The following is a 23,573-nucleotide window of genomic DNA, read 5'->3' on the forward strand; positions in this document are numbered from 1 at the left end:
TCTTCAGAAGAGGCCATCCTCGCGTCTGACCACGGCTCTCGGCGTCGGACGTTCTGGTGACCGAGGATGCATCCCGTGAGACGCTTCCGCGAGAACGGACTCGGGGCGAGTGCTCCTGAGTGCGTGAGCGGCGAAGCGGTCGGCGACCGGATTCCGAACACGCTCGAGTGAGGTGGGTGTCTCGACCAGATCGAAGAGGCCCATGCTCAGCAGGTGATCCGCGCGCGGCGCGGTGCTGTGACGGTAAGTCCATTCATACATGTCGAAGAGCGGCCACCACGTGTACCCGACCACATCCGTACCCTCGGCGCGAAGCTGCTCGACTGCGCTCACCGAGGCATCCATCCAGGCGATGCGTGTCTCGGCGTCATCGGTCACACAGGTCTCGGCGAGCATGACCGGAGCACCGTAGCGCTCGGCGTAGCCTCGCAGCATCTCCTTCAGACCGTCGACGCCGTCGTCGCGCGTCGGCCGCGGGTCGGCGAATCCGCCACCGTGGTGCACGCCCGCCTCGAACAGTTCGGTCGAGTGTCGGGGGTAGTAGTTCACACCCATCACATCGGGCTGCACGGCGTTGTCGCGGAACCACTGAAGGAGTCCGGGCGATACGCCCCGCGAGCGCAGGAGCGAGCTGAGCGGATGCCGGTCGTCGACCTTGCCGGTGACGAGATCCTCGACCAGGAAGCCCTGATGCGCGTATCGCCGTGCGGTCTCCCAGTGCTCCGGCGCGTCGATGTCGCCGGCGTATCGCATGGACGCGTCGACGTGTACGAACGTGGCACGGTCTCCCAGCACGTCGGCGATCGCACGCTGAGTGAGCACGAACCCCTTCGCGATGGCCGTCGCGATCTCGACCAGACCGGCGGTTCCCTGTCGGTACGGCGGCCAGTAGGCGTACTCGCCGCTGAACAGCGAATGCAGCATCGGCTCGTTCACGGGCGTGTAGTCGGTGGCGACGTCGCGGTAGCGCTCTGCAGCCCTGGCGGCGTACTCCGCGACGTGCTGTGGGTAGTCGGGATGAGCGAACTGGTCGTCGATCCACAGCGGGGTGCCGTAGTGCAGGATGTCGACGATGGGGCGGATGCCGAGCTCGCCGAAGCGGTCCATCACCCGGTCGGTCCACGACCAGTCCCATCGGCCTCGTTCGGGCGAGACGACGTGCCAGGGGATGCCCCAGCGCATGAACTCGGCGCCGACTGAGGCGGCGAGGCCGAGGTCGTCGCTCCACTGGTCGTAGTGCTCGGTGAGGGCGTACTCGTCGATCGCGCGTTCGCCGGGCCGCTCCTGCGGGATGAACGTGTTCTCGATGCCGAGGCCGAAGTGCAGCAGGCCGTCGCGGTACCAGGTCATATCAATGTCACTTCAGTCCGGTGGAGGCGATGCTTTCGACGAAGCGTCGCTGGATGAGCAGGAAGACGATGGCGAGCGGAAGCACGGCGATGAGCGAGCCCGCCATCATGACCCCCTGAGGGATGATGCCGCCGGGGCCGGTCAACAGCGTGAGCCCCGATGTGACGGTGCCCATCTCGGCATCCGTCGTGAACACCAGTGGCCACAGGAGGTCGTTCCAGTTGTTCACGAAGATGTAGATCCCGAGGGTGAGCAGTGCGGGCACCGCGTTCGGCAGCACGACGCTGCGGAAGATGCGGAACTCGCTCGCGCCGTCGATGCGTGCGGCGTTGTCGAGATCGCGGGGCAGCGACAGGAAGAACTGCCGCAGGAAGAAGATGCCGAACGCGTCGGCGGCGCGCGGAGCGATGAGCCCGGCGTAGGAGTTCACCCACCCCAGGTCGGAGACGAGCTGATAGATCGGGATCAGGGTCGCCTGGAACGGGATCATCAGACTCGCGATGATCGCGATGAGCAGCACCTTGCTGCCTCGGAAGTCGAGTCGGGCGAGTGCGTACGCCGCGAGCGAATCGAACACCAGCGCGAACAGGGTGACCCCACCGGCGAACACGAAGCTGTTGGCGATGAGGCGTGCGAACGGCAGCTCCGTGAAGATCCTCGTGAAGTTGTCGAGGGTCCACGCGCCGGGCAGGAGCGTGGGTGGATACGCGTTCACCTCGGACACCGGCTTGAAGGCGGTGAACACGATGATGAGGATCGGCAGCATCACCGCGAGCGTCGCCGCAGCCGCGACGACCAGCAGGGCGGCGGATGCGAGCCGGCGCCGCGTCGCGTGCGGCGACCGACGAGCGATGGTCGGCGAACTGAGCGCGGTCACGAGGCATCCGCCTCTCGGCGCGAGAAGAAGAGGAACTGCACGAGGCTCAGCACCAGCGTGATCAGCAGCAGGACGTAGGAGAGCGCCGACGCGAAGCCGAGCTCGAGCTTGCGGAAGCCCGATTCGTAGATCTCCATGACGATCGTCTGCGTACTGCCGTAGGGGCCACCGCCGGTCATCACGTAGATCTGATCGAACGCCTGCAGTGCCGCGATGAGCGCGACGATGAGCACGAAGCCGAGCGAGCTGCTGAGCATCGGCAGGGTGATGCTGCGGAATCGTTGCCAGGCGCTCGCGCCATCGACGCGGGCGGCCTCGTAGAGACTGCCGGGGATGTCCTGGAGCCCGGCGAGGAAGATCACCATGTAGAACCCGAAGCTCTTCCAGACGGCGACGAGCACCACGGTCGGCATGGCGAGCACAGGGTCCTGCAGGACGTTGCCGAGCTGGATGCCGAAGCCACGGAGCCAGTGGTTGAGGAGGCCGATCTGCGGGTCGAGGAGATACGACCACGCGAACGCGGCGACGGCCAGGGAGACGATGAACGGCAGGAACAGCATCGTGCGGAAGGCACCGCGCCCTGGGAGGAGCCGGTTGTTCAGCAGCAGGGCGAAGACCAGCGCGATCACCACGACGACCGGGGTGAACAGCAGCGAGTACACCGCGGTGTTGCCCATCGCGGTGAGCACGCCGGAGTCGGTGAAGACGTCGACGTAGTTCTGCAGCCCGACCCACTCCTCGTCGCCGAAGCCGCTCGCGTCGGTGAACGACAGCCGGAGAGCGGAGAGCATCGGCCACGCGACGAACACCGTGAGAATGATGATCGCCGGAAGGAGGAACGCGATCACCGTCAGGCGGTACCGGTTGCTGCGACGGAGGGGCGTGCGGCCACCCAGTGGTGCGGGTGGGCGATAGGAACGGCGGGCGGGGGGCGCGGCGGCCTGCGTCGTCATCGGCGCTGCTTTCTCGAAGAAGGACGCGGAAGGGGCGACGTGGGCGCCCCTTCCGCGAGCGGGGTCACTTGATGGCCTGCTGGATCTCGCTCTGGGCGGCGGAGAGCAGCTCGTCGATGTCGCCTCCCGCGACGGCCTTCTGAGTGAGGGTGTCGATGGCAGCGAGCACATCGACGCTGTTGACCACACCGGGAAGCAGTGCGCGGCCGGTCGGTGCGATCTCGGTCAGCGACACGACGACCGGGTTCGACTCGACCGACTCGAGGGGGATGTCGGTGCGCAGCGGGGGCCACCCCGACGCGAGCGACCACTCCGTGGCGACGTCCTCCTGGAAGAAGTAGGAGAAGAACGCCTCGGCGCCCGCGACCTGGGCGTCGTCGGCCTGCTCGGTGATGCCCATGGACACCCCGATGGCGGACGCCGCCTGATCCTCGGGCCCGGCAGGGATCGCCGCGATGCCGTAGTCGATGTCGTTGTCGGCCGAGATGAACGACATCCAGGGCCCGCCGACGTGCATGGCGGCCTTGCCTGAGCTGAAGAGCTCGTCGGCACCGATGCCGTCGAGTCCCGTCGGGGAGATCTTGTCGTTCGTGATGGCGTCGACCCAGTAGGCGATCGACTCGGCGTTCTCGTTCGAGTCGATGACGGCATCCGTCGCCCCGTCGACGATTCCGCCGCCGCCGCTGAGCAGAAGGCTCGGCCACAGCCCGTTCGCGACGGTAGCGTGATCGGGGAGCGCGAGGCCGTACTGCTCGGGGGTGCCGTCGCCGTCCTCATCGACCGTGAGCGCCTTCGCTGCCTCGACCCATTCGTCCCAGGTCGTGGGGAACTCGTCGATGCCCGCGGCGGTGAACAGCGCCTTGTTGTAAAACACCGAGAGCGGCACGAAGCCGGTCGGCACTCCATAGGGCGTGCCGTCGACGGCGACCATGTCGACCGACTGCTCGGCGAGCTCGGCGGTGTTGCTGTCGTCCGAGGCGTAGAAGTCGGTCAGGTCGACGAAGGCTCCACGGTCGGCGTACACCGGCATCCGCTCTGCCGGCATCGCCACGATGTCCGGACCCTCGTCCGACGACAGGGCCGGAAGCAGGGTGTCGTCGATGACCGCCCACGTCTTGGTCTCCGTCTTGATGACGTAGTCGTCTTGCGAATCGTTGAAGTCGGCCACGATCTGGTCGAGGACCTCGCCGTCGGCCTCGGTGTATCCATGCCAGAACGTGAGGGTGGTGGGCCCTTCGGAGTCATCGTCCGCGGGGGCGGAGCAACCGGCGAGGGCGAGCGCTGTCGCGCTCGCCGCGGCGATGGCCATCATGGTTCTTCTCATCATCATCTTCGATGCCCTTCTGTGACTGCGGTGTCAGGTCGGCTCGGGTGCCGTGGTGCTCGGGTTTACAACGATGGAGGTAAACGTTGTAAATGGATGATCGCGCCTTACTCGAGCGATGTCAAGAGGGGGTGCTCGACTAGCGAGTGGCGGCGGTCGACTCGCGCTCGACGAGCGAGAAGTCTGTGAAGACCTCCCGGGGAGGTTCGGCATCCGCTCCGCCGATGCGTGCGACGAGAAGGTCCACTGCGGTGCGGGCGATCTCGGACCGTCCGGGGTTGATCGTCGAGAGGGCCGGGAGGCTGTAGCGTGTCTCGTCGAGGTCGTCGAAGCCGATCACGGCCACGTCTTCCGGAACCCGGACGCCTCGTTCGAGGAGAACCCGCAGAGCACCGAGTGCGAGGGAATCGTTGAAGGCGACGATGCCGTCGAATTGCACCCCGGTGTCGAGCACGGCGCGCATCGCGTCGGCTCCGTCGGCCCGGTGCCAGAGGTCCACCGGAACCACGAGGCTGTCGTCGAGGGGGACTCCCGCGGCAGCGAGTGCATCGGCGTACCCCTGAAGGCGAAGCCCTGGGGAGCCGAACTCCTCACTGGGATGCGAGCCGAGCGCGAGGATGCGTCGGCGGCCCAGTCCGAGCAGATGCGCGGTGGCTGCCTGCGCCCCCTCGGTGTTGCGCATCGTCACGTGATCGCGTGACGACTCGAAGAGCCGTTCGCCCAGGAGCACCATCGGCACGGGAACGCGTTCGAGCAGTGCGGCATCGCCCTGCTCGAGGGTGAGCACCGAATGCAGGATGCCGTCGAGTCCGCGAAGGTGGGCGTCACGCAATGCGGCGAGCTCGCTTTCGCGATCGAGGTCGAACTGCTCGATGAGCACCGAGAAGCCGCGCTCGCGCGCGGCTCTCATGACGTCGTCGGCGAGCTCGGCGAAATAGGGGTTCCGCAGATCGGGCACGATCAGCCCGATCATGTCGGTGCGGCCGGAGCGCAGGCTGCGCGCTGCGCGGTTGGGTTGATAGTGGAGCTGGTCGATCGCCTTCTCGACACGTTCGCGCGTCTCAGGGCGTATGTGGGGATAGCCGTTGATGACGTTCGAGACGGTCTTGATCGACACGCCCGCCGCCCGTGCGACATCGTGCAGAGTCGCCGTCGTCTCTGACCCAGCTTTCATTCTGCGCACTCTACAACGTTTCCCCTGCGGCCTCGGACACCAGGCGATCACGGAACGGATGCTTGACGTCGGCCCGCGTGGACACAAGGGAGACCAAAGATAACCTTATCAAGACGATGAAATTTGATAATGTTATCAACATGCGCGACGCACTCGACAATCCGTTCAGTCCCGGCTCCGACACGATTCCGGACGTATGGGCAGGTCGCACCGAGCAGCTGAGCGACTGGCGTGATGTCGTGCGTCCGCGAAGGCTCGCGGGTCTCCCCGAGCGGGGCAGAACGATCCTCGGAGAACCCGGCCTCGGAAAGTCCACTCTCGTCCGCCGTATCGCTCAGGAAGCATCCCGTGCAGGTGACTGGGTCACACCCCAGCTGCGCATTCCTGCCGGTGCCGATCCGCTGAAGCTCGTCGCAGAGGCGGTGCTGAAGCTCGCGGCCGACGCGGACCTTCCATCCTCGCGTGAGAAGCGGATCGGGGACGCAATCGCACGTGTCCAGGCGGTCGCTGTCTCCGGCATCTCTCTCACGCTCCGTGGCGCAGACGGGCGTGAGCCGTACTCGGCGCTCACCGAGCTGCTCATCGAGGTCGGCCTGGCCGCGATCGCCAGCGGCCGGGTCATGGCGCTCGTCCACGTCGACGAGGTCCAGAACATCACAGACGAGAAGGCGCTCTCGCAGCTGCTCATCGCGCTCGGAGATGCGCTCACCCACGAGGTCGAGGTCGCAGTCCCCGGAGGTGCGCGTGTGAGCCGCTCCCTGCCGATCGCTGTCTACCTCACCGGACTCCCGGACTTCGAGGACATGGCTGGCGCGCGCAAGGGCGCCACCTTCGCCTGCCGTTTCAAGACCACCACGCTGTCGGCCATCGACGAGGAGGACCTCGCCGAGGCGCTGCAGGAGTTCGTTCTCGAGGGGTGGGAAGTCTCGGATGGATCCGGCGGCACCGCCCGTGTGCGGATGGAACCCGACGCTGCGGGTCTCGTCGTCGACGTCTGCCGCGGCGAGCCGTTCCTCTTCCAGCTCGCTGGTGAGCAGGCCTGGTATGCAGGCGCGACCCAGACGATCACCGCGGAGCAGGTCCGCCGAGGATGGCGAGGCGCACAGCGGGAAGCGACCGCACACGTCGAGCGCATCCTCGAGCGTCTTCCGGCACGCGAGCGCCAGATGCTGCAGGCGATGGCCGAGCTGCCCGTCGCCGAGCGCACGGCCACTCGAATCGCAGAGGCGATGGGGTTCTCCAAGGTCACCGAGGTGGGGCCGACGGCTCAACGTCTGGACACTGTGCGCGGCATCATCGACCGCGGCAAGCCCTATACGTTCCGGCACCGCGCGGTCGAGGCGTACTTGACCAGCGATTGGCCGAACGTCTGACGGAGGGCTGGCTCATCGCCGCGCCGGGGAAGCCGACTGTGTCCTGGCGAATGAGCCTCCACCGGATGCGGAACAGCCGGATCTACGTGACAGCCGGGCCCCTCATGTGAGCGCCGAGCCGCGCGATCGTGTCGACGAGCGCGGCCGACTCGAGCACACTCCCTTCGAGCTCGGCCGGCGGTGACTCGATGCACCACCCGACTCATCTGCGGACACGGAGCCGTCCGCCGCACGTCAACCCCGTCGGCCGATCTCCTCTTTCCACACGACACGTGTCACTGTGGACGGATGAGACCAGACGCGCGAAGCTACGACCTCGACGATCTGCGGCAGCGGGTCATGCAGGAGCAGGGCGGAGCGGTGGATGACAGCATCCCCGAGCTGGCCGACGCGGACGCCGATCTGTGTGCTCTGGCGCTGGTGCTGCCGGACGGCACGATCCGCACCAGTGCTCAGTCATCGGTCCCGTTCAGTGTTCAGTCGGCGGTCAAGCCGTTCCTCTTCGCTCTGGCGCTGCTCGACACCGAGGGCGAAGCGCTCGACCTCGTGGGCATCGAACCGACGGGGGAGGCCTTCGACGCGATCAAGCTCGAGAGCGGAACCGGCCGGCCGCCGAACCCGATGGTCAATGCCGGTGCGCTGCTCACGGCATCGCTCGTCGACGGCGCGACCGTGGACGACCGCGGCGAACGGATCCTTCGAGGGCTGTCGGCCTTCGCCGGACGCCGGCTCGAGGTCGACGAGAGCGTCGCGCGGAACGAGCATCTGCTCGGCGACCGCAACCACGCGCTCGCCCACCTCATGCGGGCAGAGGGAACGCTGCATGTCAGCGCCGACGATGCCGTCGCCGTCTACGCGCGGGCGTGCGCCGTGCTCGTCGACGCGGAGGCGCTGGCCGTCATGGGTGCGACCCTCGCCTGTGGCGGGGTGAATCCGGTCTCGGGGGAACGCGTCGTCTCGCAGAGCGTGGCGCGCGACGTCGTCTCTGTCATGGCGACCTGCGGCGTGTACGACGGTTCCGGACGGTGGATGCGCGAGGTCGGCATCCCGGCGAAGTCGAGCGTGTCGGGTGCCATCGTGCTCTCCGCACCCGGACGCCTCGGCGCCGCCGTCGTCAGCCCTCCTCTGGACGAGCTCGGCACGAGCGTGCGTGGAAGAGCGGCATGCGACGCGCTGAGCGTCGAGCTCGACCTGCACGCGTTCGGGACGTCGGCGAACTGAGGAGCGAGCCCCGCCGGTGTCTCAGTCTGCGTCGGGGGAGAAGACGGGACTGAGGAAGCGACGTTCGTAGCGGCGGATGCACTGCGTTCTCCGCGCCAGTTCGAACGCCTCGATGCACTCGGGGTCGGTCTTCGAGGCCGTCCGGTAGATCTCGTACTCAGCCAGGGACGGGAAGGTGAACAGCGCGAACGCCTCGTCGCTGTCGCCTTCGCTCGGCAGGAAGTAGCCGTGGTGGGTTCCTCCGTGCTTGGCCACCAGTCGGATCCATGCGCGCCCGTACTCGGTGAAGTCGTCGAGTTTGTCGGGGTCGATCTCGTAGCGCAGGTGAACGGTGATCATGTCGTTCATCCTCTCAGAGGGTGAACGTCGTCTCGCTCTCAGCCCGCATCCGCAACGCTCCGTTCCTCGTCGGAGTTCGGGGTCCAGCCGAACCATCCGCCGTCGGCGCTCATGACGCTCCAGTCGCCGCACGCGAAGACGGTCTTCGCCGTGTACGGATCGGGAGCGTCATCGAGCACCCAGGCCGGCGCCGAACTCCGTTCCACCTCGGTGCAGTCGTCGCCGAGCGCGGATCCGCTGGAGAGCAGAACGACGGCGTCCGCGGCGTCCTCGATGGTCGACGTGCGCACGGTGATCTCGGTGGCGTCGGCCGGGATCCAGCCGGCGTCGACCTCGGCCCCGTCGTCGAAGGCCTCGACGTCGTCGAAGGTCGATGTGGCCTGCTTGTGGACGATGCTGTCGTAGGCGGAGCATCCGGTGAGAGAGATCAGCCCCACGACGATCAGGGCGGAGGAGGCGAGGGCCGTTCGTGCGTTCATACGTCCAGCCTGGTCGACGCGGGCCGCGTCGACATCGGGCGGACGAGGTAGCGGCATACATCTCGAGGATGATCCCGTGCCGACCCCGCCCCTGAACGCGAAGGTACGCTGAAGGCATGGGTGATCAATCGCCGCTCGCCTCTCGACCCCTGTGGGCGAGCGTGGCCGACGGCTTCTACGTGGGCAGCCGGGACGGGTCCTTTCTCGGCTACGTCGACCGCCAGGCGGATGGCATGTGGCGTGCTTTCGACGCGGTCTCGCGTTCCATCGGCGACTATGCAGACCACCACCGCGCGATGGCCGCGGTGACCACTCGGGGAGAGGATGCCGGATGACCGCCGAGCACGCACTCGTCTCGCTCGTCTACTGCAGCAGCGCGACGCACCCGTTCAGCGAACAGGAGCTCGCCGACCTGCTCGCGGTGAGCCGGGCCCGGAACAGCGCTCGTGACATCACCGGCATGCTGCTCTACCGCGGCGGCGAGTTCGTTCAGATCCTCGAGGGTGCCAGATCGGACGTGGAGAGCCTGATGGAGATCATCGGCCGTGATCCCCGTCACGAGGATGTGCGTGTGCTGATCGAGGAGCCGCTGCATGAGCGGCGCTTCGCCGAGTGGACCATGGGGTATCAGTCTCTGGTCGCTGCGGAGCCGAAGATGCTGTCGGGATATCGCGATTCCTTCGACGACCTCCGCGTGGGCGACCACGACATGATCGGCCGCGCGATCATGGAGCTCACCCTGTGGTTCCGCGTGCGGGAGTCCGCCGCGCGGTAGACGCGGTCCCGCGTGCACGGGCGGCTCGCCCGCCCGCTGTGCCGCGAGCTCGCGCTCTCCGAGCTCGCGCTCTCCGAGCTCGCGCTCTCCGAGCTCGCGCTCACGTCCTCTCGGCGTATAGACCCCGGTACTGCCCTCGTCGCCGTGGTCAGGACTGCAGCCCGATGTGCCCGCGCGCCGTCGTTCGTAGCGTCGAAGGCGAACGAAAGGCGCGACATGATTCGAGTTCAGTCTCTGACGAAGCACTACGGCGAGAGGGTGGCCGTGAACGGCATCGACTTCACCGTCGAACCGGGTACGGTCACCGGATTCCTGGGACCCAACGGGGCCGGAAAATCCACCACCATGAGGATGATCGTCGGCTTGGACCGGCCGACCGCCGGCACCGCGGAGGTCAACGGTCGGGCCTACGCGGATCTGCCCGCACCGCTGCGCGAGGTCGGCGTTCTGCTCGATGCACGCTCGGCGCACAGGCGCCGCACCGCCTACAAGCACCTGCTGGCGATCGCGGCCACTCACGCCATCGGCGCCGCCCGCGTGCGTGAGGTGATCGAGATCGCGGGACTGGATGCTGTGGCAGACAGGCGAGTCGGCGGGTTCTCGCTCGGCATGAACCAGCGGTTGGGGATCGCCGCGGCTCTGCTCGGCGATCCGCAGACGATCATCCTCGACGAGCCGGTGAACGGCCTCGACCCCGACGGCATCCTGTGGATCCGCGGCCTGCTGCGACAGCTCGCGGGGGAGGGGAAGACCGTGTTGCTCTCGTCGCATCTGATGAGCGAGATGACACAGACGGCCGACCATCTGCTGGTCATCGGTCGAGGGACGATTCTGGCAGACGGGCCTCTGCACGACGTGGTCGCGGGTGCGACCCGATCCGTGGTGCGCGTGCGGACCAGAGAGGTCGAGCGACTCATGAGCACCCTCGCGGGCCCCCGGGTCACCATGACGACGCACGCGGATGGCGCGGTCGAGGTCGACGGCCTCGCCGCCGAGGACGTGGCGCGTGCCGCGGCCGACGCGGGCATCGTGCTGTACGAGATCGCCACCGTCGAGGGCTCGCTCGAAGACGCCTACCTCGCCCTCACCGCGCACGACACCGAATACCGCGCGACCGCGCAGGATGCCACCGAAGGAGCCGGACGATGACCCTCACCACGAGTCCCCGACGAGCGGATGCGCGCACTCGCCGCCCCGCGTTCGCCCACGTGCTGCGGTCGGAGTGGATCAAGCTGTTCAGCCTGCCCTCCTCCGTGCTCGCCCTCGCGGCGATCTTCCTCATCGGGGTCGGCGGCAGCCTGTTCCTCGGCGTGACGCTCGAGTCGTCGGGTGCGCCGTCGGTGCTCCTGATCGAGCGCACCATGGCCGACGTCACAGTGCCGACCGTCGTCCTCGGCCAGATCATCGCCGGTATCCTCGGAGTCATGCTGATCGGCGCCGAATACGCATCTGGCTCGATTCAGCCCACGTTCGTCGCGGTGCCCGACCGGTTGCGCGTCCTTCGCGCGAAGGCGGTCGTGGCGTTCACCGTCGTCACCGCGACCGCCCTCGTCACCGTGTTCAGCGCATGGGCGCTCACCACGCCGATCTATGCACAGTTCGGCCTCGCGGCACCGCTCACCGCACCCGGGGTCGTGCTCGCGCTGCTCAGCTCGGCGGGGTATCTCGGGCTCTGCGCACTGTTCGGGGTGGGCATCGGGGCACTCGTGCGATCGACGACAGCGGGAGCGATCATCGTCTTCCTGGCCACGCTGCTGCTCCCCGTCTTGACGTCGCTGCTTCCGTACGGGCTGCTGTCCCGCGCTATGCGCATCACCCAGCTGGGCAATGCGGGCGATGCGATGAGCCGGGTCGGCGCAGAAGGCGGTCCGTTCCTCGACCTGTGGAGCGGTCACATCAGCGTGGGTGCCGGCTGGCTGATCGCCTCGATCTGGGCGGCGATCGCGCTCGCTGCAGGCGCGATCGCCCTGCGCAAGAGAGACGTATGACACCGCGGCGATCCGACCTCGTGGTTCTCGGGTCGTACTCGGCGGTCTCGCTGGCCCTCGGCTACCTGTCGCTCGAGTCGTCACTGACCACACCCGCGTGGGCGCTCGTGGCGTTGTTCGTCGCCGGCATCGCGACGATCCTCGTCTCACGTCGGCATCCTCTCGTGGCCTTCATCGCTGTCGTCGTTATGCTCCCGCTGTCATTCGCCGGCGGGTCAGGCGCCGAAGCGGTGCTCTCGGTCGCGATGCTGCACCGGTGCGGAGTCGACCTCCGGCCGCGGCAGGCCTGGACGGCGTTCGCGACGGCCGCAGTGTCAGGCACACTCGCTGCGCTGGTGCTGGCGATTCGCGTGCGCCTCGGCCCGCCGCTGCTCGGGCTGGCGCCGCGAGTGGACCTGGACGCCTGGCCACTCGACTGGCTCGGCATCGCCACCGTCGTGGTCGCGGTCTCGCTGATGTCCACCCTCGTCGGGCTCAACGTCGGCCACCGGCGGCGCGAGCTCCGCGCACTCGTGGAACGAGCGGAGCAGCTGCGCCGCGAGCGCGACCAGGAGGCGCACATCGCCGCCGTGCTCGAACGCGAGCGGATCGCTCGGGAGATGCACGACGTGATCGCCCACAGCCTCGCCGTGATGGTCGCGGTCGCCGACGGCGCGCAGGCCTCCGCAGCCGCTCGGCCAGAGGAATCCCGCCGGGCGATCGGGCGGGTCGCCGAGACCGGGCGCCGGACTCTCGTCGAGATGCGGCGCCTGCTGACGACGGTCCGCGCCGAGGGCGACTCGGTCGACCGTCAGCCGACGCAGGCGACCATGGAGCGCATCCCGTCTCTCGTCGAAGAGTCGCGGATCGCGGGCCTGCCGGTCCGATTCGAGCAGACGGGCGGCATCGACGCCGATGCCGTGGTGGGGCTGACGGTCTATCGCATCGTGCAGGAGGCACTGACCAACGTCCTGCGGCACGCACGCGACGTGCAGGATGTGCTGGTGAGGATCAGGATCGCAGACGACGAACTGTCGATCCTCGTGGAGGACACGTCTGCTCCGGCTCTCCCTATCGTCGACCCGGGCCGTGGCCTGGTCGGCATCCGCGAGCGCGCCGCGTTCTACGACGGGCACGTCGAGGCCGGGCTCCGGCCGGGCGGAGGCTGGCGCGTGTTCGTACGACTGCAGACGGAGAAACGATGACGACATCCGATGCCCACGCCGCCCGGATCCGGGTGCTGATCGCCGACGATCAGGAGCTGGTCCGCTACGGACTCCGCCTCGTGCTCGAGGCCGAGGACGACATCCAGGTCGTGGGCGAAGCCTCCGACGGGGCGTCTGCCGTGGACGCCGCGATCGCGCTGGGGCCCGACGTGATCCTGATGGATGTGCGCATGCCCGGCAAGGACGGCATCGACGCGACCCGAGACCTCACCGCACGGCTGCCACGAACCCGGGTGCTCGTGCTGACCACCTACGACCTCGACGAGTTCGCCTTCGGGGCGCTGCAGGCCGGAGCCGCAGGGTTCCTGCTCAAGAACACGCGACCGATCGAACTCGTCGCCGCGATCCGCACGGTCGCGACGGGCGATGCCGTGGTCGCTCCGCGGATCACCTCGAAACTCATCGAAGTCGCCCTGCCGCACCTGGCTCCCCGTACTCGGGCTCAGGATCACGCTCTCTCGGTGTTGACGGACCGCGAACGCGACGTCTTCGTTCACGTCGGCCGCGGCCTCACGAACGACGAGATCGCGAGGGCCTTGCACCTGAGCGAATCCACGGTCAAGGCGCACTTCGGCCGCATCCTCATGAAGCTCGACCTGCCGCACCGTGTGCAGGCGGTCATCCTGGCGTACGAGCTCGGCATCGTCAGGCCCACCGGCCAATAGCCCCGCCGCGCAGGGCCGCCCATCCTCGCAGACTCACTGCGGTGTGTCCACCACTGCCGTGCGGCCCTGTTCGTTGCAAGACTCGGCGCATGGTCTTCATCGGTTTTCACGCCTCGCACGAGCAGATCGCACCGAGCGCGCTTCTCGACGCGGTGATCGGCGCCGAACGCGCGGGGTTCGACGGAGCCATGTGCTCCGACCACCTCGCGCCGTGGACCAGAGCCCAGGGCGAGTCCGGCTTCGCGCTGAGCTGGATCGCGGCCGCGCTCGCCTGCACGGAATTCTCGATCGGGATGGTCAATGCCCCCGGGCAGCGCTATCACCCGGTGATGATCGCGCAGGCGTTCGCGACTCTCGAGGAGATGTTCCCCGGTCGCTTCTGGGCGGCGATGGGCAGCGGCGAGGCGGTCAACGAGCACGTGACCGGCGACGCGTGGCCCGAGAAGCAGGTCCGCAACGAGCGACTGCGCGAGAGCGTCGACGTGATCCGCCGACTGATCGAGGGCGAAGAGGTCGACCATGACGGCCTGGTGCGCGTCCACGAAGCGCGAGTGTGGAGCAGGCCGGCCGAACCGCCGCCCCTGTTCGCGACCGCGGTGAGCGCCGAGACCGCCGAGTGGGCGGCCTCGTGGGCGCAGGGTCTCGCGACCGTGATCCAGGAGCCCGCCGCGCTGCAGCGCGTCGTCGACGCCTACCGAGGCGCCGGGGGCTCTGGCCCCTGCATCCTGCAGGTGCACCTCAGCCTCGCGGAGAGCGACGAGGTGGCGTTCGCCATCGCCCGCGAGCAGTGGACCAACGGTCTGCTCTCGCCCCCGCAGACCTGGGATCTCGAGCAGCCCGAGGCCTTCGAGGCGGCGGTGGCCGGCCTCGACAGGAACGAGCTGCGAAAGGCCGTGCTGATCGACCACGACGCCTCGGCGTTGGCCGGCCGTATCGCCGACCTCGCGCAGATCGGATTCGATCGCGTGTATCTGCACCACGTCGGCACCGAGCAGTCGTACTTCCTCGCCGCCGCAGAATCCGAGCTCATCCCCGCACTCAAGGAGAGACTGTGAAGATCACCGATACGAGCGACCTCTGGTGGAAGACCGCGGTCGTCTACTGCCTCGATGTCGAGACCTTCCTCGACTCGAACGGAGACGGGGTCGGCGATCTGCAGGGCCTCGCCCAGCGGATCGACTACCTGTCGCAGCTCGGCGTGACCTGCCTGTGGCTGATGCCGTTCTATCCGAGCCCCGACCGTGACGACGGCTACGACGTCAGCGACTTCTACGGCGTGGACTCGCGCCTCGGCACCCACGGCGACTTCGTCGAGGTCATCCGCACCGCGCGCGATCGGGGGATGCGGGTGATCGTCGACCTGGTCATCAACCACACCTCCGACCGGCATCCGTGGTTCCTCGCGGCCAAGCGCAGCGTGGACTCGCCCTACCGCGACTATTACGTCTGGCGTGACGACGCGCCTCCGAAGGGTCAGAAGAACGAAGTCTTCCCCGGCCAGGCGAACGGCATCTGGGGCAAGGACGAGAAGTCGGGGCAGTGGTATCAGCACAGCTTCTACGAGCACCAGCCCGACCTGAACATCGCCAACCCTCGGGTGCGCGACGAGATCGCGAAGATCATCGGGTTCTGGTTGCAGCTGGGCGTCTCGGGGTTCCGCGTCGATGCCGTGCCGTTCCTCCTCGAGATCCCCGAGGGCGCCGGCATCCCCGAGCCGCACGATCTGCTGCGCGACATCCGCCGGTTCCTGCAGCGCCGGTCGAGCGAGGCGATCCTGCTCGGCGAGGTCAATCTGCCCTACGACGAGCAGGTGCAGTACTTCGGTGGTGACGACGGCGACGAGCTCACGATGCAGTTCGACTTCGTCGGGATGCAGTCGCTGTACCTGTCGTTCGCGCGCAAGGACCCCGCGCCTCTGATCGAAGCGCTGCGGGCCCGACCCGTGCTCGGCTCTGAGGTGCAGTGGGCGAACTTCCTGCGCAACCACGACGAGCTGACCCTCGACAAGCTCAGTGACAGCGAGCGGAACGAGGTGTTCGAGGCGTTCGCGCCCGACGAGCGGCAGCGGGTGTTCGGACGAGGCATCACCCGGCGCCTCCCGCCGATGCTCGACGGCGATCCGCGCCGCATCCGCATGGCCTACAGCCTGCTGTTCACCCTGCCCGGCACGCCTGTGCTCTTCTACGGTGAGGAGATCGGCATGGGCGAGAACATCGAGATCCCTGGCAGGGAGGCCGTGCGGACTCCGATGCAGTGGTCCGACGATCGCAACGGAGGATTCTCGGATGCCGCGCCCAGCCGTCTCGTGGCCCGTCCGCCGTCCGACGGGTATGCGCCGGAGCACGTGAACGTCGCCGCCCAGCTGGCCGACCGCGGCTCACTGCTGTACTTCATCCGCGCTCTCACCTCGAGCTACCGGATCTCGCCGGAACTCGGATGGGGCACGCTCGAGGTCATCGACCAGCCTGCCGAGTCGCTGCTCGTGCACTCGCTCTCGGCGGACGTCGGCCGGATGATCGCCCTCCACAACTTCGCAGAGGTGCCGGTGACCACGTCCTTCCGGCTGTCCGACGAGCCGGAGGGCACGACTCTCGTCGACCTCCTCGAGGCGTCACGCCTGGCACTCGACGCCCAGGGCGGGGTCGAGCTGGAGGTGCCGGCGTACGGCTACCGCTGGCTTCGCGTATCGCGTCCCGGTGATGGCCGAGTGACCTGACCGGCGACGCACCGCGTCGGCTCCCGGGTGCCGCAGATCGTCGCGTCAGTCGCCGGCGTCGCGTGCACCCTGCACCTCGAGCACCACGGCGGGGAGCTCTCCGGCCAGTTCGCGGGCGAGGAACCCGAGGCCCATCCGCTCGGCCAGCCGGTCGCCCGCGCGGGCATGTGCCCAGGCCCCCCACACCGCAGCGCGTTCCGGGTCGAGCCCTCGGGCCGCGAAACCCGTGATGGTGCCTGCGGCCACGTCTCCCGATCCGGCGGTGCCGAGGCCGGGTCCGCCGGCGTCGAGGCGCCACACCGCACCCGACGGTGCGACGACCGCGGAGTAGCAGTGGATCACGGCATCGAGCTCTCGTGCGAGGGGCCGAAGGTCGCTGAAGAGGTCATCGACAGGGCGCCCCAGCAGCAGCTCTGCTTCGTCGAGGTTGGCATTGATGATCAGGGACCGCGGAAGATCGGACCGCGGCACCTCTCTCACGGCTCCGACGGCGAAGGCGTCGACGACGAGGCAGGCGATGTCGTGGCCTGCCAGCCGCCGCAGCCACTCGGCGGCATGCTCCGGATCATCCAACCCCGGCCCGACCAGGACCGCATCGGCCCCGTCGTAGGCCGTGCTCAGGGCATCCGGTGTCGGCTCGTCTGCACCGGGCGACTCGTAGATCCCTGCTTCGGGCACGGTGATGCGCACGACATCGGCGATGGCGGCATCGGTCGTCACGGCGACCTTTCCCGCTCCGACGCGCAGCGCCGCCTCGGCGGCCAGGACGACCGCGCCCGCCGACAGAGGGGAGCCGCCGATGATCATCGCGGTTCCCCGGGAATTCTTCGAGTCGCCGGGGTCGGGGAGTCCCCACTGCTGCAAGAGCCGCGGCGTGACGGTCGTCGGCTCACTCGGGACGGACATCGGGGCTCCCTGGGTGCACGGTGACCGCCGCACCCAGCTGCTCGAGGTGGCTCACATCCGAGAAGTCGATGAGTCGCCACTGCTCGCCGTCGAACCGGAGCCGCGTCACGGAGGCATTGAGGACGGTGTTCGCGGACGCGAACTCCATGAGGCGCTTCTCGTCCATCCCGGTCAGCAGCGCGATCAGCAGCATGACGACCGCATCGTGGGCGACGACCAGTCCCACTCGCGCATCCGCATGGAGTGCATCATGCAGGAACGACCGCAGACGAAGCGCGACGTCGGCCCAGGACTCGCCACCGGGTGGCCGGTGATAGTACTTGCCCAGACGTGCGCGACGAACGGCCTCCTCGGGGTGCCGCGCGGCGACGCCCCACCGCGTCAGCAGATCGAGGATGCCGAGCTCCCTGTCGCGCAGTCGCTCGTCGGTGAGCACCTGCTCGACGGCCGGGGCGTCTTCCATGCTGAGCGCGAACGTCTGCTGTGCACGCAGGTACGGCGACAACCAGGCGACCTGCGGCGAGATGGCGCCGCCGTGCAGTGCGGCCGACAGCGCCCGCGCCTGCTCTGCACCTGTCTCCGACAACGGCACGTCGGCATCTCGGCTCGCGAGCTCGATCATCTCTGCGCGCGCTGCCTCGGCCGCGGTTGCGGCGATGTTACCCACACTCTCTCCGTGCCTGACCAGCCACAGCTCTTCCACGTCACAGCTCCCATTCGTCGAACGGAAGGCTCCACGGGCCGTGGTCCTGCTCGACGTGGTCGTCTTTCTCGACCGAGATCACCACCCGTGTCGTCGCGCGGATGAGCACGCTGATGCTGCGCCCCTCGGCAGACAGGGTCACGAACGCCGGCGGCGAGGACGCAGCCGCTTCGATCTCAGCCATGATCTCGTTCAGGGGCTGATCGTCCTGAAGCACGAAGCTTCTGCCGTCGATCTCAATATGAGTTCTCACGGTTCTCCTTCCCCTCGTGGGCGACGTTAGGCGAGACGGTCGAGTGTGCAGAGGGCCTTGCGCCCGGGGCGCGCAGTGGTTAGCGGTTTCGCCGCCGAGCGCGGGCGGCACTCTCTACGATGGGGTGATGCAGGTCTTGGACACTCTCGCTCTCGTCGGTGAGGTGCTCTCCTGGGTGGGCCTCGGCATCGGTCTGCCGCTGCTTCTGCTGGCGTTCCTCATCCGCACGGTCGAGGGAGCGTGGCTGCCGATCGAGATCGCGGTCATCGAGCGCGAGGGCTCTCTGATCGGCCGCTGGTTCGCCGGCGGCGACTTTCACGAAAGGCCTCTGAGAAGGCACGAGGCCGCCACGGCGGATGATGGCTGGGCCGACGGAGTGGTCAGCGCGAACAACCCCGCCCGTGCGCGGGTGGGCGAACCGCCTCACACACGGCGCGTCATCCTGACCCTGGGGATCGTGTTCGCCGGCGTAGGGTTCGTCGGACTCGTCGTGTCGCTGCTGCCGCTGCTGATGTCCTAGCTCGATAGTGTGACGCTCATGCGGGACTCCGCCGACATCCCCCCGTCCACCCCTCTGGATGACTGGTTGGACGCACTGAGTCGACCGACGGGTTCTCCCGGGGGAGGTGCGGCGTCCGGTGTGATGCTGGCGATCGCCGCCTCGCTGATGAGCATGGTCGGCGGGTATTCCGATGACGATCCGCGAGCGGCGGACATCGTCGACCGCCTCGCCCGGCAGCGGGCCGAGGCTCTGCGGGCGGTCGAGGCGGATGGCGTCGTCTCTTCGAGCTTCGGGGCGGCGCTCGCTCTGCCGAGCGACGACCCCTCCCGCGATGAGCGCGTCCGCAACGCCGCTGTCGAGGCGGCCTGGTCAGCGGCGCAGGTCGGAGTGATCGGCGTGGCCATGCTGCGCGACGTGCGCGTGCTCGTCGAGGCGGGCAACCCGCATATCGTCGTCGATCTCGCGGTGGCGGCGGAGGCGCTCCGTGCCGGATTGTCGGGGGGAGCCATGAACATTCGCGCGAACCTGCAGATCGCGCGTCGTCACGGCGCCGAGACGCTGGCCGATCTCGAGGCCGAGGTCGAGCGCGTCGCGGGTGCGGAGCGAGAGGTCGGAGAGATCATCCGTGAGCTGTCCTCACGCCTGGACTGAGCGAACGCCGGTGCCCGATGCGACCCGGCGATATCCGTCGCCGTGGGGTTCGACCGCGCCGCCCTCGATGAAGCTGTCTATCCAGCCGCGCATCGGCCACTCGCCCCAGCGCTCGGCGAACAGGGCGCCGTTGCGCAGGATGTCGTCGAGGTGGCGCCACGGCGGAGAACCGGCCGGGTGCCACTGGTGGTAGGCGTGCGCGCCGCCGACCCACTGCACTCGCATGCCGAGAGACCGAGCCCGCCGGCCCAGGTCGGTGTCTTCGGCGCCATACCCTTCATACGCCTCGTCGAAGCCGCCGAGACGCGTCCACGTCTCAGCGGTCACTGCGAACGACAGCGACCAGAAGAGATCGAACTCGTCATCGGTCGCCGTCACCACGTCGCCGTCCGGTGGCAGGGGACGAGCCGGATGCGGTCGGGTCATGGTGCCGAGGTCGAGCATCGTCGACGGACGCTGCACGCTGTGCAGGTAGGTCACCGGTCCGCAGAGCAGGTCGTGCGGGTGGTCCTGTGCTGCGTCGACGTATCTCTCGAGCAGGTCCGGACCCGGCAGGCAGTCGACATCGAGGAACACGAGCAGGTCGACATCGTGATCCAGCGCGAGCGCGGCGGCGGCGTTGCGCGCCGCACCGACGCGCATGCCGTCGCGGCCGGGCGGCACATGCACGGACAGGGGTGACGGCACTGCAGGCGGTGCGTCGACGTCGAGCCACGCCTCGACACGCACGACCTCGATGCCCGGCGTGCGCACCTCGGTGAGGAACCGGCGCTGGCGCTGCAGGTGGTCGAGACGGTTCACCGATGCCGGGGTGATGACGGCCACGCGGATGCTCATCGTGCCAGCTCCTCGATCGCGGCCGCGGCTCGTGCGGCAGAACCCGACACCTGCCACACGTCCCAGCGGGGAGCGGTGTCGGCCGCGCGCCGGATGCTGTCGACCACCTCGGCGGGCGACGCGTCAGCCGCGACGGTCTGGGCGAGCCCGTGGGCGGCCAGCACGCGGGCCATCTCCCTCTGCTCGTCGAAGGGTCGCTCCTGGGCGATGACGACAGCTCGGGCATCCGCGGCCGCGAGGTCGGCGATGCTGTTCTGACCCGCCGCGCTCACGACGACCGTGGCCCGGCGCAGCAGCGGCCACACGTCGTCGATGCGATCGTCGCTGCCCGCTCCTGCGTTCTCGACGACCCATCCGTCTGCGCTCAGCAGCTCCCTCGTCTGCGCGAGCCGCACCAGGTCGAGCGCGAGGCCGAGGAACAGCACGCGGCGCACATCGTCGTCTGCGTCTGGGGCGGCGTCGGTGCGAGCGCGGCCGTCGTAGCGCGAGATCGCGCCGACCGATCGCACGCGGTCCTCGCGACCGTCGAGGGCTTTCGCGGGGATCGTGCCCGCAGCCCAGGGCGCCACGATGCGGTCGGCGAGGTCGTACCCGAGACGGTGCGGAGCGTCGGTGCGATCGCCCGGCTGCGCGACCGAAATCGTCGGCAGCCCCAGCAGACGAGCCAGGATCGTGACCTCGACGCTGACGTCGACGACGAATGCGGACGTCGGGTGAATCGCCACCCACTCCGCGATCGCCGCGAGGCGGGCCTGGTGGCCAGGGTGCCCGAGCGGCGCCCAGTGCAGGGTACCCCCGGCTGTGACATCGCCGAGCTCATGCGCCTCGCGTCTCACACCGTCGGGCCCGACGACGGCGTCGGAGTCGGAGGGCAGCTGCACCCAGATGGTCTCCGGCGGCAACGAGGCGGGTTCGGGAAGGCTCGAGAACACCGTCACCTCGCCTCCGAGGTGCGGGCGGATCGCCTGCATCCGGGTCATGTGGCCCCAGCCGTGATGATGCACGTACCAGCCGATCATGCTCCGACCGCCTCTGCGTCGGCGAGCTTGTGCGCAGGCACCGCGCTCTGAGCGGCGACGGTGAGGACCCGCTCGATCTCGCGGTGCCTGTGATCGAGCGAGTGGCGCGCGGAGGCGGCCTCGCGCACGACCCGACGCGACAGCCCCAGCCGCGTCTGCTCGACCAGCGCCGTCGCGGCATGGGCGAGTGCATCGGTGTCGGCGGAGGGCACGATGGCGGTGCCGGGGATTCCGGCCAGCACTTCGCTGGTGCCGCCGGAGTCGAAGGCGGCGACGGGCGTGCCGGTCATGAGCGCCTCGGCCATCACCAGTCCGAAGGGCTCCGACCACACCGGGGTCACGAGAGCGACGGATGCTGCCCCGACGAGGGCCGAGAGCTCGGGCTGACGCAGGGCTCCGACATAGTCGATGCCGTGGCCGAGCAGCGGTCGGACCTCCCGATCGAAGTACGCGGCATCGCCCACGCGGCCGGCGAGCTTCAGGCGCGCGCCTGCCCGCAGCGCGGCGATGATGGCGAGGTGCGGCGCCTTCTCGGGCACGATCCGTCCGAACCACACCCAGTCGCCTCCGCCGGGCCCCAGGCTCCACTGCGCCGTGTCGACGCCGTTGGTGAAGACGAACGCCTCGACGCCCTCGGCCGACCAGGCGCGCGCCGTGTACTGGCTGACCGCGAGGAAGCGGTGCGGCGAGGAGCCGGTGAGCGCGTTCGAGGCGATCACCATGTCGGCGAGGGGCGGCGTGTGCAGCGTGGTGACGACCGGCACCCCGATGTCACGGCTCCAGAGGATCGGATCCCCGTGGAGACTGTGATTGTCGATCACATCGACGCGTGTCGCGGGGGAGTCGAGCTGATCCCGCACGCGCGCGAAAGCATCCGTCATCAGCCGGCGGTGGCCCTCGGGGAAGTCGGTGTCGGACGCATCCCGCGACTGATGCCAGCGGGGGCTCGGCAGGTGCAGATCGATGTCGGCGCCCAGGAAGTCCGACCCTTCGGCCGCACAGAGCTGCACGTCGTGGCCACGGCTGCGCAGCCAGCGCACGCGGTTCCAGACCACGGCCTCCAGGCCGCCGGCGTGCGGCTGTCGGAGGGCATGACGCTCGGGGGCGACGACCATCACCCGCAACCGCTCGCGGCCGATCATGCGCGTGCCTCCGTCGAGATCTCGGCGCGTGCGGTGGCGTAGAGCAGGGCGTGCGCGTCGCGCACGGCCTCCCGTTCGGCCACTCTCTCAGAGCGCCGCCGCTCGACCAGCGACGCACGGGGCGACGAGGCGCGCGCATCGGAGGCGAGAGCCACGGCCTCGACCAGCGTCTGCGGGTCGTCGAGGTCGATGACGAAGAAGTCGTCCGGATGCTGGGACTTGATGTGCCCGACGTCGGTTCCCGCCACGGGAACCCCCAGGTCGTAGCAGAGCTCGACCCACCCGGAGTGCGTGCCGTGCAGGTAGGGCAGGACGAAGAGGTCGAGTCCTCCGATCCACGCGTCGATGCCGGCGTCGCTCAGACGCGGAGTGCGCCGCACTCGCACGGCGGGGTGCTCTTCGGCGACCGCGGACACGCGAGCTGCCGTCGCGTCATCGCGGACGCGCTCGTGCATCAGCAGCTCGAACTCGACGGCTCGCCCTGTCTGTGCGAGCAGCGCGGCAGCATCGACGGCTGCGCGCACCGCACGCTCGGCGGCGATGTTGGGGCGCAGGTCTCGCAGGTGGATTCCGACCCGCAGGGTCTCGTCGACCGCGTGCTCGGACACGGCGGCGGCGTCGAGCAGGGTGGGGTGAGCCAGCACCCGACTGCTGCGGTGCCACCGGCGTTCGATCTCGTCCGCTGCCGTCGAGGTGAGCGTCAGGAGGTGATCGGCTGTCGGGATGATCACGTCGAGCAGTTCACGATAGGGCCGCTGATCGACCAGCTGCGGGTTCTCCAGGTCGTGCACGGTGTAGACGATCGGCCTGCCGACCCGGTGCGCGGTCTCGAGAGCCTCGCGCAGCTCGTCGGGAGAGAACGACTCGAGCCCGAAGTGCACATGCAGCACGTCGAAGTCGGCACCGTGTGACGCGAGCCACTGCGAGGTGAGCGCCACCGGCGGCCACCACACGTCGGCCGGCGCGCCCGGAACAGCAGGGTCGGGCAGCACACGCACACGTCGTGTGTCGGTGATCGCGCGCACGTAGGGGTGGGCGGCCGGGATCGAGGCGACGCGAATGAAGGCGGGTTCGGTGACGATGTGGTTCTCCGTTGGCGGGCTGAGCACCCGACGTGCGTG

26 protein-coding genes are annotated in these 23,573 nt (G+C 68.6%); 12 read left to right on the plus strand and 14 right to left on the minus strand.

The window, feature by feature from the left end; translation table 11 throughout:
* Positions 1–3 precede the first annotated feature (3 nt).
* The 5 genes from MRBLMI13_RS16910 to MRBLMI13_RS16930 form a co-directional block, all read right to left on the minus strand.
* Positions 4–1,350, minus strand: coding sequence for a family 1 glycosylhydrolase (locus MRBLMI13_RS16910; protein WP_309691309.1), 1,347 nt, complete (start codon positions 1,348–1,350; stop codon positions 4–6).
* A 7-nt stretch (positions 1,351–1,357) separates the two neighbouring features.
* Positions 1,358–2,227: a carbohydrate ABC transporter permease gene (locus tag MRBLMI13_RS16915; RefSeq protein WP_309691308.1), complete on the minus strand. Its 870-nt coding sequence runs from the start codon at positions 2,225–2,227 to the stop codon at positions 1,358–1,360.
* A complete protein-coding gene (locus tag MRBLMI13_RS16920) occupies positions 2,224–3,180 on the minus strand; it encodes a carbohydrate ABC transporter permease (protein WP_367824069.1) in 957 nt (318 codons plus the stop codon). Before MRBLMI13_RS16920 ends, MRBLMI13_RS16915 begins: the two co-directional genes overlap by 4 nt.
* Before the next feature lie 64 nt (positions 3,181–3,244).
* The gene (locus tag MRBLMI13_RS16925) at positions 3,245–4,492 is read right to left on the minus strand and encodes an ABC transporter substrate-binding protein (RefSeq protein ID WP_367824071.1); all 1,248 of its coding nucleotides are present in this window, start codon (positions 4,490–4,492) and stop codon (positions 3,245–3,247) included.
* Positions 4,493–4,643: 151 nt separating this feature from the next.
* Positions 4,644–5,678: a LacI family DNA-binding transcriptional regulator gene (locus tag MRBLMI13_RS16930; RefSeq protein ID WP_367824073.1), complete on the minus strand. Its 1,035-nt coding sequence runs from the start codon at positions 5,676–5,678 to the stop codon at positions 4,644–4,646.
* A gap of 140 nt (positions 5,679–5,818) precedes the next feature.
* Between MRBLMI13_RS16930 and MRBLMI13_RS16935 the strand changes: the two genes are divergently transcribed.
* Positions 5,819–7,051: an ATP-binding protein gene (locus MRBLMI13_RS16935; protein WP_367824075.1), complete on the plus strand. Its 1,233-nt coding sequence runs from the start codon at positions 5,819–5,821 to the stop codon at positions 7,049–7,051.
* 288 nt (positions 7,052–7,339) lie between these two features.
* Entirely contained in the window at positions 7,340–8,272 is a 933-nt protein-coding gene (gene glsA / locus MRBLMI13_RS16940; RefSeq protein ID WP_367824077.1) for a glutaminase A, read from the plus strand.
* 21 nt (positions 8,273–8,293) lie between these two features.
* Here the strand turns inward: glsA and MRBLMI13_RS16945 are convergent, their stop codons facing one another.
* Both MRBLMI13_RS16945 and MRBLMI13_RS16950 read right to left on the minus strand, forming a co-directional pair.
* The gene (locus MRBLMI13_RS16945; RefSeq protein WP_367824079.1) at positions 8,294–8,611 is read right to left on the minus strand and encodes an NIPSNAP family protein; all 318 of its coding nucleotides are present in this window, start codon (positions 8,609–8,611) and stop codon (positions 8,294–8,296) included.
* A gap of 38 nt (positions 8,612–8,649) precedes the next feature.
* Positions 8,650–9,090, minus strand: coding sequence for a hypothetical protein (locus MRBLMI13_RS16950; RefSeq protein WP_367824081.1), 441 nt, complete (start codon positions 9,088–9,090; stop codon positions 8,650–8,652).
* 116 nt (positions 9,091–9,206) lie between these two features.
* On the opposite strand from MRBLMI13_RS16950, the gene MRBLMI13_RS16955 reads away from it, so the two are divergent.
* From MRBLMI13_RS16955 to MRBLMI13_RS16990, 8 genes are all read left to right on the plus strand, one after another.
* Entirely contained in the window at positions 9,207–9,425 is a 219-nt protein-coding gene (locus tag MRBLMI13_RS16955; protein WP_042539970.1) for a hypothetical protein, read from the plus strand.
* Positions 9,422–9,865 carry a BLUF domain-containing protein gene (locus tag MRBLMI13_RS16960; protein WP_042539972.1) on the plus strand — a complete coding sequence of 148 codons (444 nt, stop codon included), beginning with the start codon at positions 9,422–9,424 and terminating at the stop codon, positions 9,863–9,865. Before MRBLMI13_RS16955 ends, MRBLMI13_RS16960 begins: the two co-directional genes overlap by 4 nt.
* 216 nt (positions 9,866–10,081) lie before the next feature.
* On the plus strand, positions 10,082–11,014 hold the full coding sequence (locus MRBLMI13_RS16965) for an ATP-binding cassette domain-containing protein (RefSeq protein ID WP_309691295.1): 933 nt from the start codon (positions 10,082–10,084) through the stop codon (positions 11,012–11,014).
* Positions 11,011–11,853: an ABC transporter permease gene (locus MRBLMI13_RS16970; RefSeq protein ID WP_367824084.1), complete on the plus strand. Its 843-nt coding sequence runs from the start codon at positions 11,011–11,013 to the stop codon at positions 11,851–11,853. The genes MRBLMI13_RS16965 and MRBLMI13_RS16970 overlap by 4 nt, the downstream gene beginning before the upstream one ends.
* Entirely contained in the window at positions 11,850–13,037 is a 1,188-nt protein-coding gene (locus tag MRBLMI13_RS16975; RefSeq protein ID WP_367824086.1) for a sensor histidine kinase, read from the plus strand. Before MRBLMI13_RS16970 ends, MRBLMI13_RS16975 begins: the two co-directional genes overlap by 4 nt.
* On the plus strand, positions 13,034–13,723 hold the full coding sequence (locus MRBLMI13_RS16980) for a response regulator (protein ID WP_367824088.1): 690 nt from the start codon (positions 13,034–13,036) through the stop codon (positions 13,721–13,723). Before MRBLMI13_RS16975 ends, MRBLMI13_RS16980 begins: the two co-directional genes overlap by 4 nt.
* An 89-nt stretch (positions 13,724–13,812) precedes the next feature.
* Positions 13,813–14,778, plus strand: a complete 966-nt coding sequence (locus tag MRBLMI13_RS16985; RefSeq protein ID WP_367824090.1) for a TIGR03885 family FMN-dependent LLM class oxidoreductase — start codon at positions 13,813–13,815, stop codon at positions 14,776–14,778.
* Positions 14,775–16,439: an alpha-amylase family protein gene (locus tag MRBLMI13_RS16990; RefSeq protein WP_367824092.1), complete on the plus strand. Its 1,665-nt coding sequence runs from the start codon at positions 14,775–14,777 to the stop codon at positions 16,437–16,439. The genes MRBLMI13_RS16985 and MRBLMI13_RS16990 overlap by 4 nt, the downstream gene beginning before the upstream one ends.
* Positions 16,440–16,484: 45 nt before the next feature.
* Here MRBLMI13_RS16990 and MRBLMI13_RS16995 read toward each other — a convergent pair whose 3' ends face one another.
* From MRBLMI13_RS16995 to MRBLMI13_RS17005, 3 genes are read right to left on the minus strand one after another with little or no spacing between them, the layout of a single operon-like run.
* Entirely contained in the window at positions 16,485–17,345 is an 861-nt protein-coding gene (locus MRBLMI13_RS16995; protein WP_367824094.1) for an ADP-dependent NAD(P)H-hydrate dehydratase, read from the minus strand.
* Positions 17,329–18,048: a histidine phosphatase family protein gene (locus MRBLMI13_RS17000; protein ID WP_367824096.1), complete on the minus strand. Its 720-nt coding sequence runs from the start codon at positions 18,046–18,048 to the stop codon at positions 17,329–17,331. The genes MRBLMI13_RS16995 and MRBLMI13_RS17000 overlap by 17 nt, the downstream gene beginning before the upstream one ends.
* Before the next feature lies 1 nt (position 18,049).
* Positions 18,050–18,301: a hypothetical protein gene (locus MRBLMI13_RS17005; protein ID WP_157549987.1), complete on the minus strand. Its 252-nt coding sequence runs from the start codon at positions 18,299–18,301 to the stop codon at positions 18,050–18,052.
* Positions 18,302–18,428: 127 nt separating this feature from the next.
* On the opposite strand from MRBLMI13_RS17005, the gene MRBLMI13_RS17010 reads away from it, so the two are divergent.
* Both MRBLMI13_RS17010 and MRBLMI13_RS17015 read left to right on the plus strand, forming a co-directional pair.
* Positions 18,429–18,821: a hypothetical protein gene (locus MRBLMI13_RS17010; protein WP_367824098.1), complete on the plus strand. Its 393-nt coding sequence runs from the start codon at positions 18,429–18,431 to the stop codon at positions 18,819–18,821.
* Between the two features lie 18 nt (positions 18,822–18,839).
* Positions 18,840–19,454, plus strand: a complete 615-nt coding sequence (locus MRBLMI13_RS17015) for a cyclodeaminase/cyclohydrolase family protein (RefSeq protein ID WP_367824100.1) — start codon at positions 18,840–18,842, stop codon at positions 19,452–19,454.
* On the opposite strand, the gene MRBLMI13_RS17020 is transcribed toward MRBLMI13_RS17015, so the two are convergent.
* The 4 genes from MRBLMI13_RS17020 to MRBLMI13_RS17035 are packed head-to-tail and all read right to left on the minus strand — an operon-like array spanning position 19,440 to position 23,561.
* Positions 19,440–20,291, minus strand: coding sequence for a glycosyltransferase family 2 protein (locus tag MRBLMI13_RS17020; RefSeq protein WP_367824102.1), 852 nt, complete (start codon positions 20,289–20,291; stop codon positions 19,440–19,442). The two genes, MRBLMI13_RS17015 and MRBLMI13_RS17020, sit on opposite strands and share 15 nt — an antisense overlap.
* Positions 20,288–21,310: a glycosyltransferase gene (locus MRBLMI13_RS17025; protein ID WP_367824104.1), complete on the minus strand. Its 1,023-nt coding sequence runs from the start codon at positions 21,308–21,310 to the stop codon at positions 20,288–20,290. Before MRBLMI13_RS17025 ends, MRBLMI13_RS17020 begins: the two co-directional genes overlap by 4 nt.
* Positions 21,307–22,452, minus strand: a complete 1,146-nt coding sequence (locus tag MRBLMI13_RS17030; protein ID WP_367824106.1) for a glycosyltransferase — start codon at positions 22,450–22,452, stop codon at positions 21,307–21,309. Before MRBLMI13_RS17030 ends, MRBLMI13_RS17025 begins: the two co-directional genes overlap by 4 nt.
* The gene (locus MRBLMI13_RS17035) at positions 22,449–23,561 is read right to left on the minus strand and encodes a glycosyltransferase (RefSeq protein WP_367824108.1); all 1,113 of its coding nucleotides are present in this window, start codon (positions 23,559–23,561) and stop codon (positions 22,449–22,451) included. The genes MRBLMI13_RS17030 and MRBLMI13_RS17035 overlap by 4 nt, the downstream gene beginning before the upstream one ends.
* Between the last annotated feature and the right edge of the window lie 12 nt (positions 23,562–23,573).

The sequence above is a fragment of the Microbacterium sp. LMI13-1-1.1 genome (genome assembly GCF_040815625.1).
Classification (GTDB): Bacteria; Actinomycetota; Actinomycetes; order Actinomycetales; family Microbacteriaceae; genus Microbacterium; species Microbacterium forte.

Bases quoted from the DNA above. Each gene is read 5' to 3' on its own strand.
- MRBLMI13_RS16910 (WP_309691309.1), bottom strand. From the start codon at position 1,350: ATGACCTGGTACCGCGACGGCCTGCTGCACTTCGGCCTCGGCATCGAG.
- MRBLMI13_RS16920 (WP_367824069.1), bottom strand. From the start codon at position 3,180: ATGACGACGCAGGCCGCCGCGCCCCCCGCCCGCCGTTCCTATCGCCCA.
- MRBLMI13_RS16925 (WP_367824071.1), bottom strand. From the start codon at position 4,492: ATGATGGCCATCGCCGCGGCGAGCGCGACAGCGCTCGCCCTCGCCGGT.
- MRBLMI13_RS16930 (WP_367824073.1), bottom strand. From the start codon at position 5,678: ATGAAAGCTGGGTCAGAGACGACGGCGACTCTGCACGATGTCGCACGG.
- MRBLMI13_RS16935 (WP_367824075.1), top strand. From the start codon at position 5,819: ATGCGCGACGCACTCGACAATCCGTTCAGTCCCGGCTCCGACACGATT.
- glsA (WP_367824077.1), top strand. From the start codon at position 7,340: ATGAGACCAGACGCGCGAAGCTACGACCTCGACGATCTGCGGCAGCGG.
- MRBLMI13_RS16945 (WP_367824079.1), bottom strand. From the start codon at position 8,611: ATGATCACCGTTCACCTGCGCTACGAGATCGACCCCGACAAACTCGAC.
- MRBLMI13_RS16950 (WP_367824081.1), bottom strand. From the start codon at position 9,090: ATGAACGCACGAACGGCCCTCGCCTCCTCCGCCCTGATCGTCGTGGGG.
- MRBLMI13_RS16955 (WP_042539970.1), top strand. From the start codon at position 9,207: ATGGGTGATCAATCGCCGCTCGCCTCTCGACCCCTGTGGGCGAGCGTG.
- MRBLMI13_RS16960 (WP_042539972.1), top strand. From the start codon at position 9,422: ATGACCGCCGAGCACGCACTCGTCTCGCTCGTCTACTGCAGCAGCGCG.
- MRBLMI13_RS16965 (WP_309691295.1), top strand. From the start codon at position 10,082: ATGATTCGAGTTCAGTCTCTGACGAAGCACTACGGCGAGAGGGTGGCC.
- MRBLMI13_RS16970 (WP_367824084.1), top strand. From the start codon at position 11,011: ATGACCCTCACCACGAGTCCCCGACGAGCGGATGCGCGCACTCGCCGC.
- MRBLMI13_RS16975 (WP_367824086.1), top strand. From the start codon at position 11,850: ATGACACCGCGGCGATCCGACCTCGTGGTTCTCGGGTCGTACTCGGCG.
- MRBLMI13_RS16980 (WP_367824088.1), top strand. From the start codon at position 13,034: ATGACGACATCCGATGCCCACGCCGCCCGGATCCGGGTGCTGATCGCC.
- MRBLMI13_RS16985 (WP_367824090.1), top strand. From the start codon at position 13,813: ATGGTCTTCATCGGTTTTCACGCCTCGCACGAGCAGATCGCACCGAGC.
- MRBLMI13_RS16995 (WP_367824094.1), bottom strand. From the start codon at position 17,345: ATGTCCGTCCCGAGTGAGCCGACGACCGTCACGCCGCGGCTCTTGCAG.
- MRBLMI13_RS17010 (WP_367824098.1), top strand. From the start codon at position 18,429: ATGCAGGTCTTGGACACTCTCGCTCTCGTCGGTGAGGTGCTCTCCTGG.
- MRBLMI13_RS17015 (WP_367824100.1), top strand. From the start codon at position 18,840: ATGCGGGACTCCGCCGACATCCCCCCGTCCACCCCTCTGGATGACTGG.
- MRBLMI13_RS17020 (WP_367824102.1), bottom strand. From the start codon at position 20,291: ATGAGCATCCGCGTGGCCGTCATCACCCCGGCATCGGTGAACCGTCTC.
- MRBLMI13_RS17025 (WP_367824104.1), bottom strand. From the start codon at position 21,310: ATGATCGGCTGGTACGTGCATCATCACGGCTGGGGCCACATGACCCGG.
- MRBLMI13_RS17030 (WP_367824106.1), bottom strand. From the start codon at position 22,452: ATGATCGGCCGCGAGCGGTTGCGGGTGATGGTCGTCGCCCCCGAGCGT.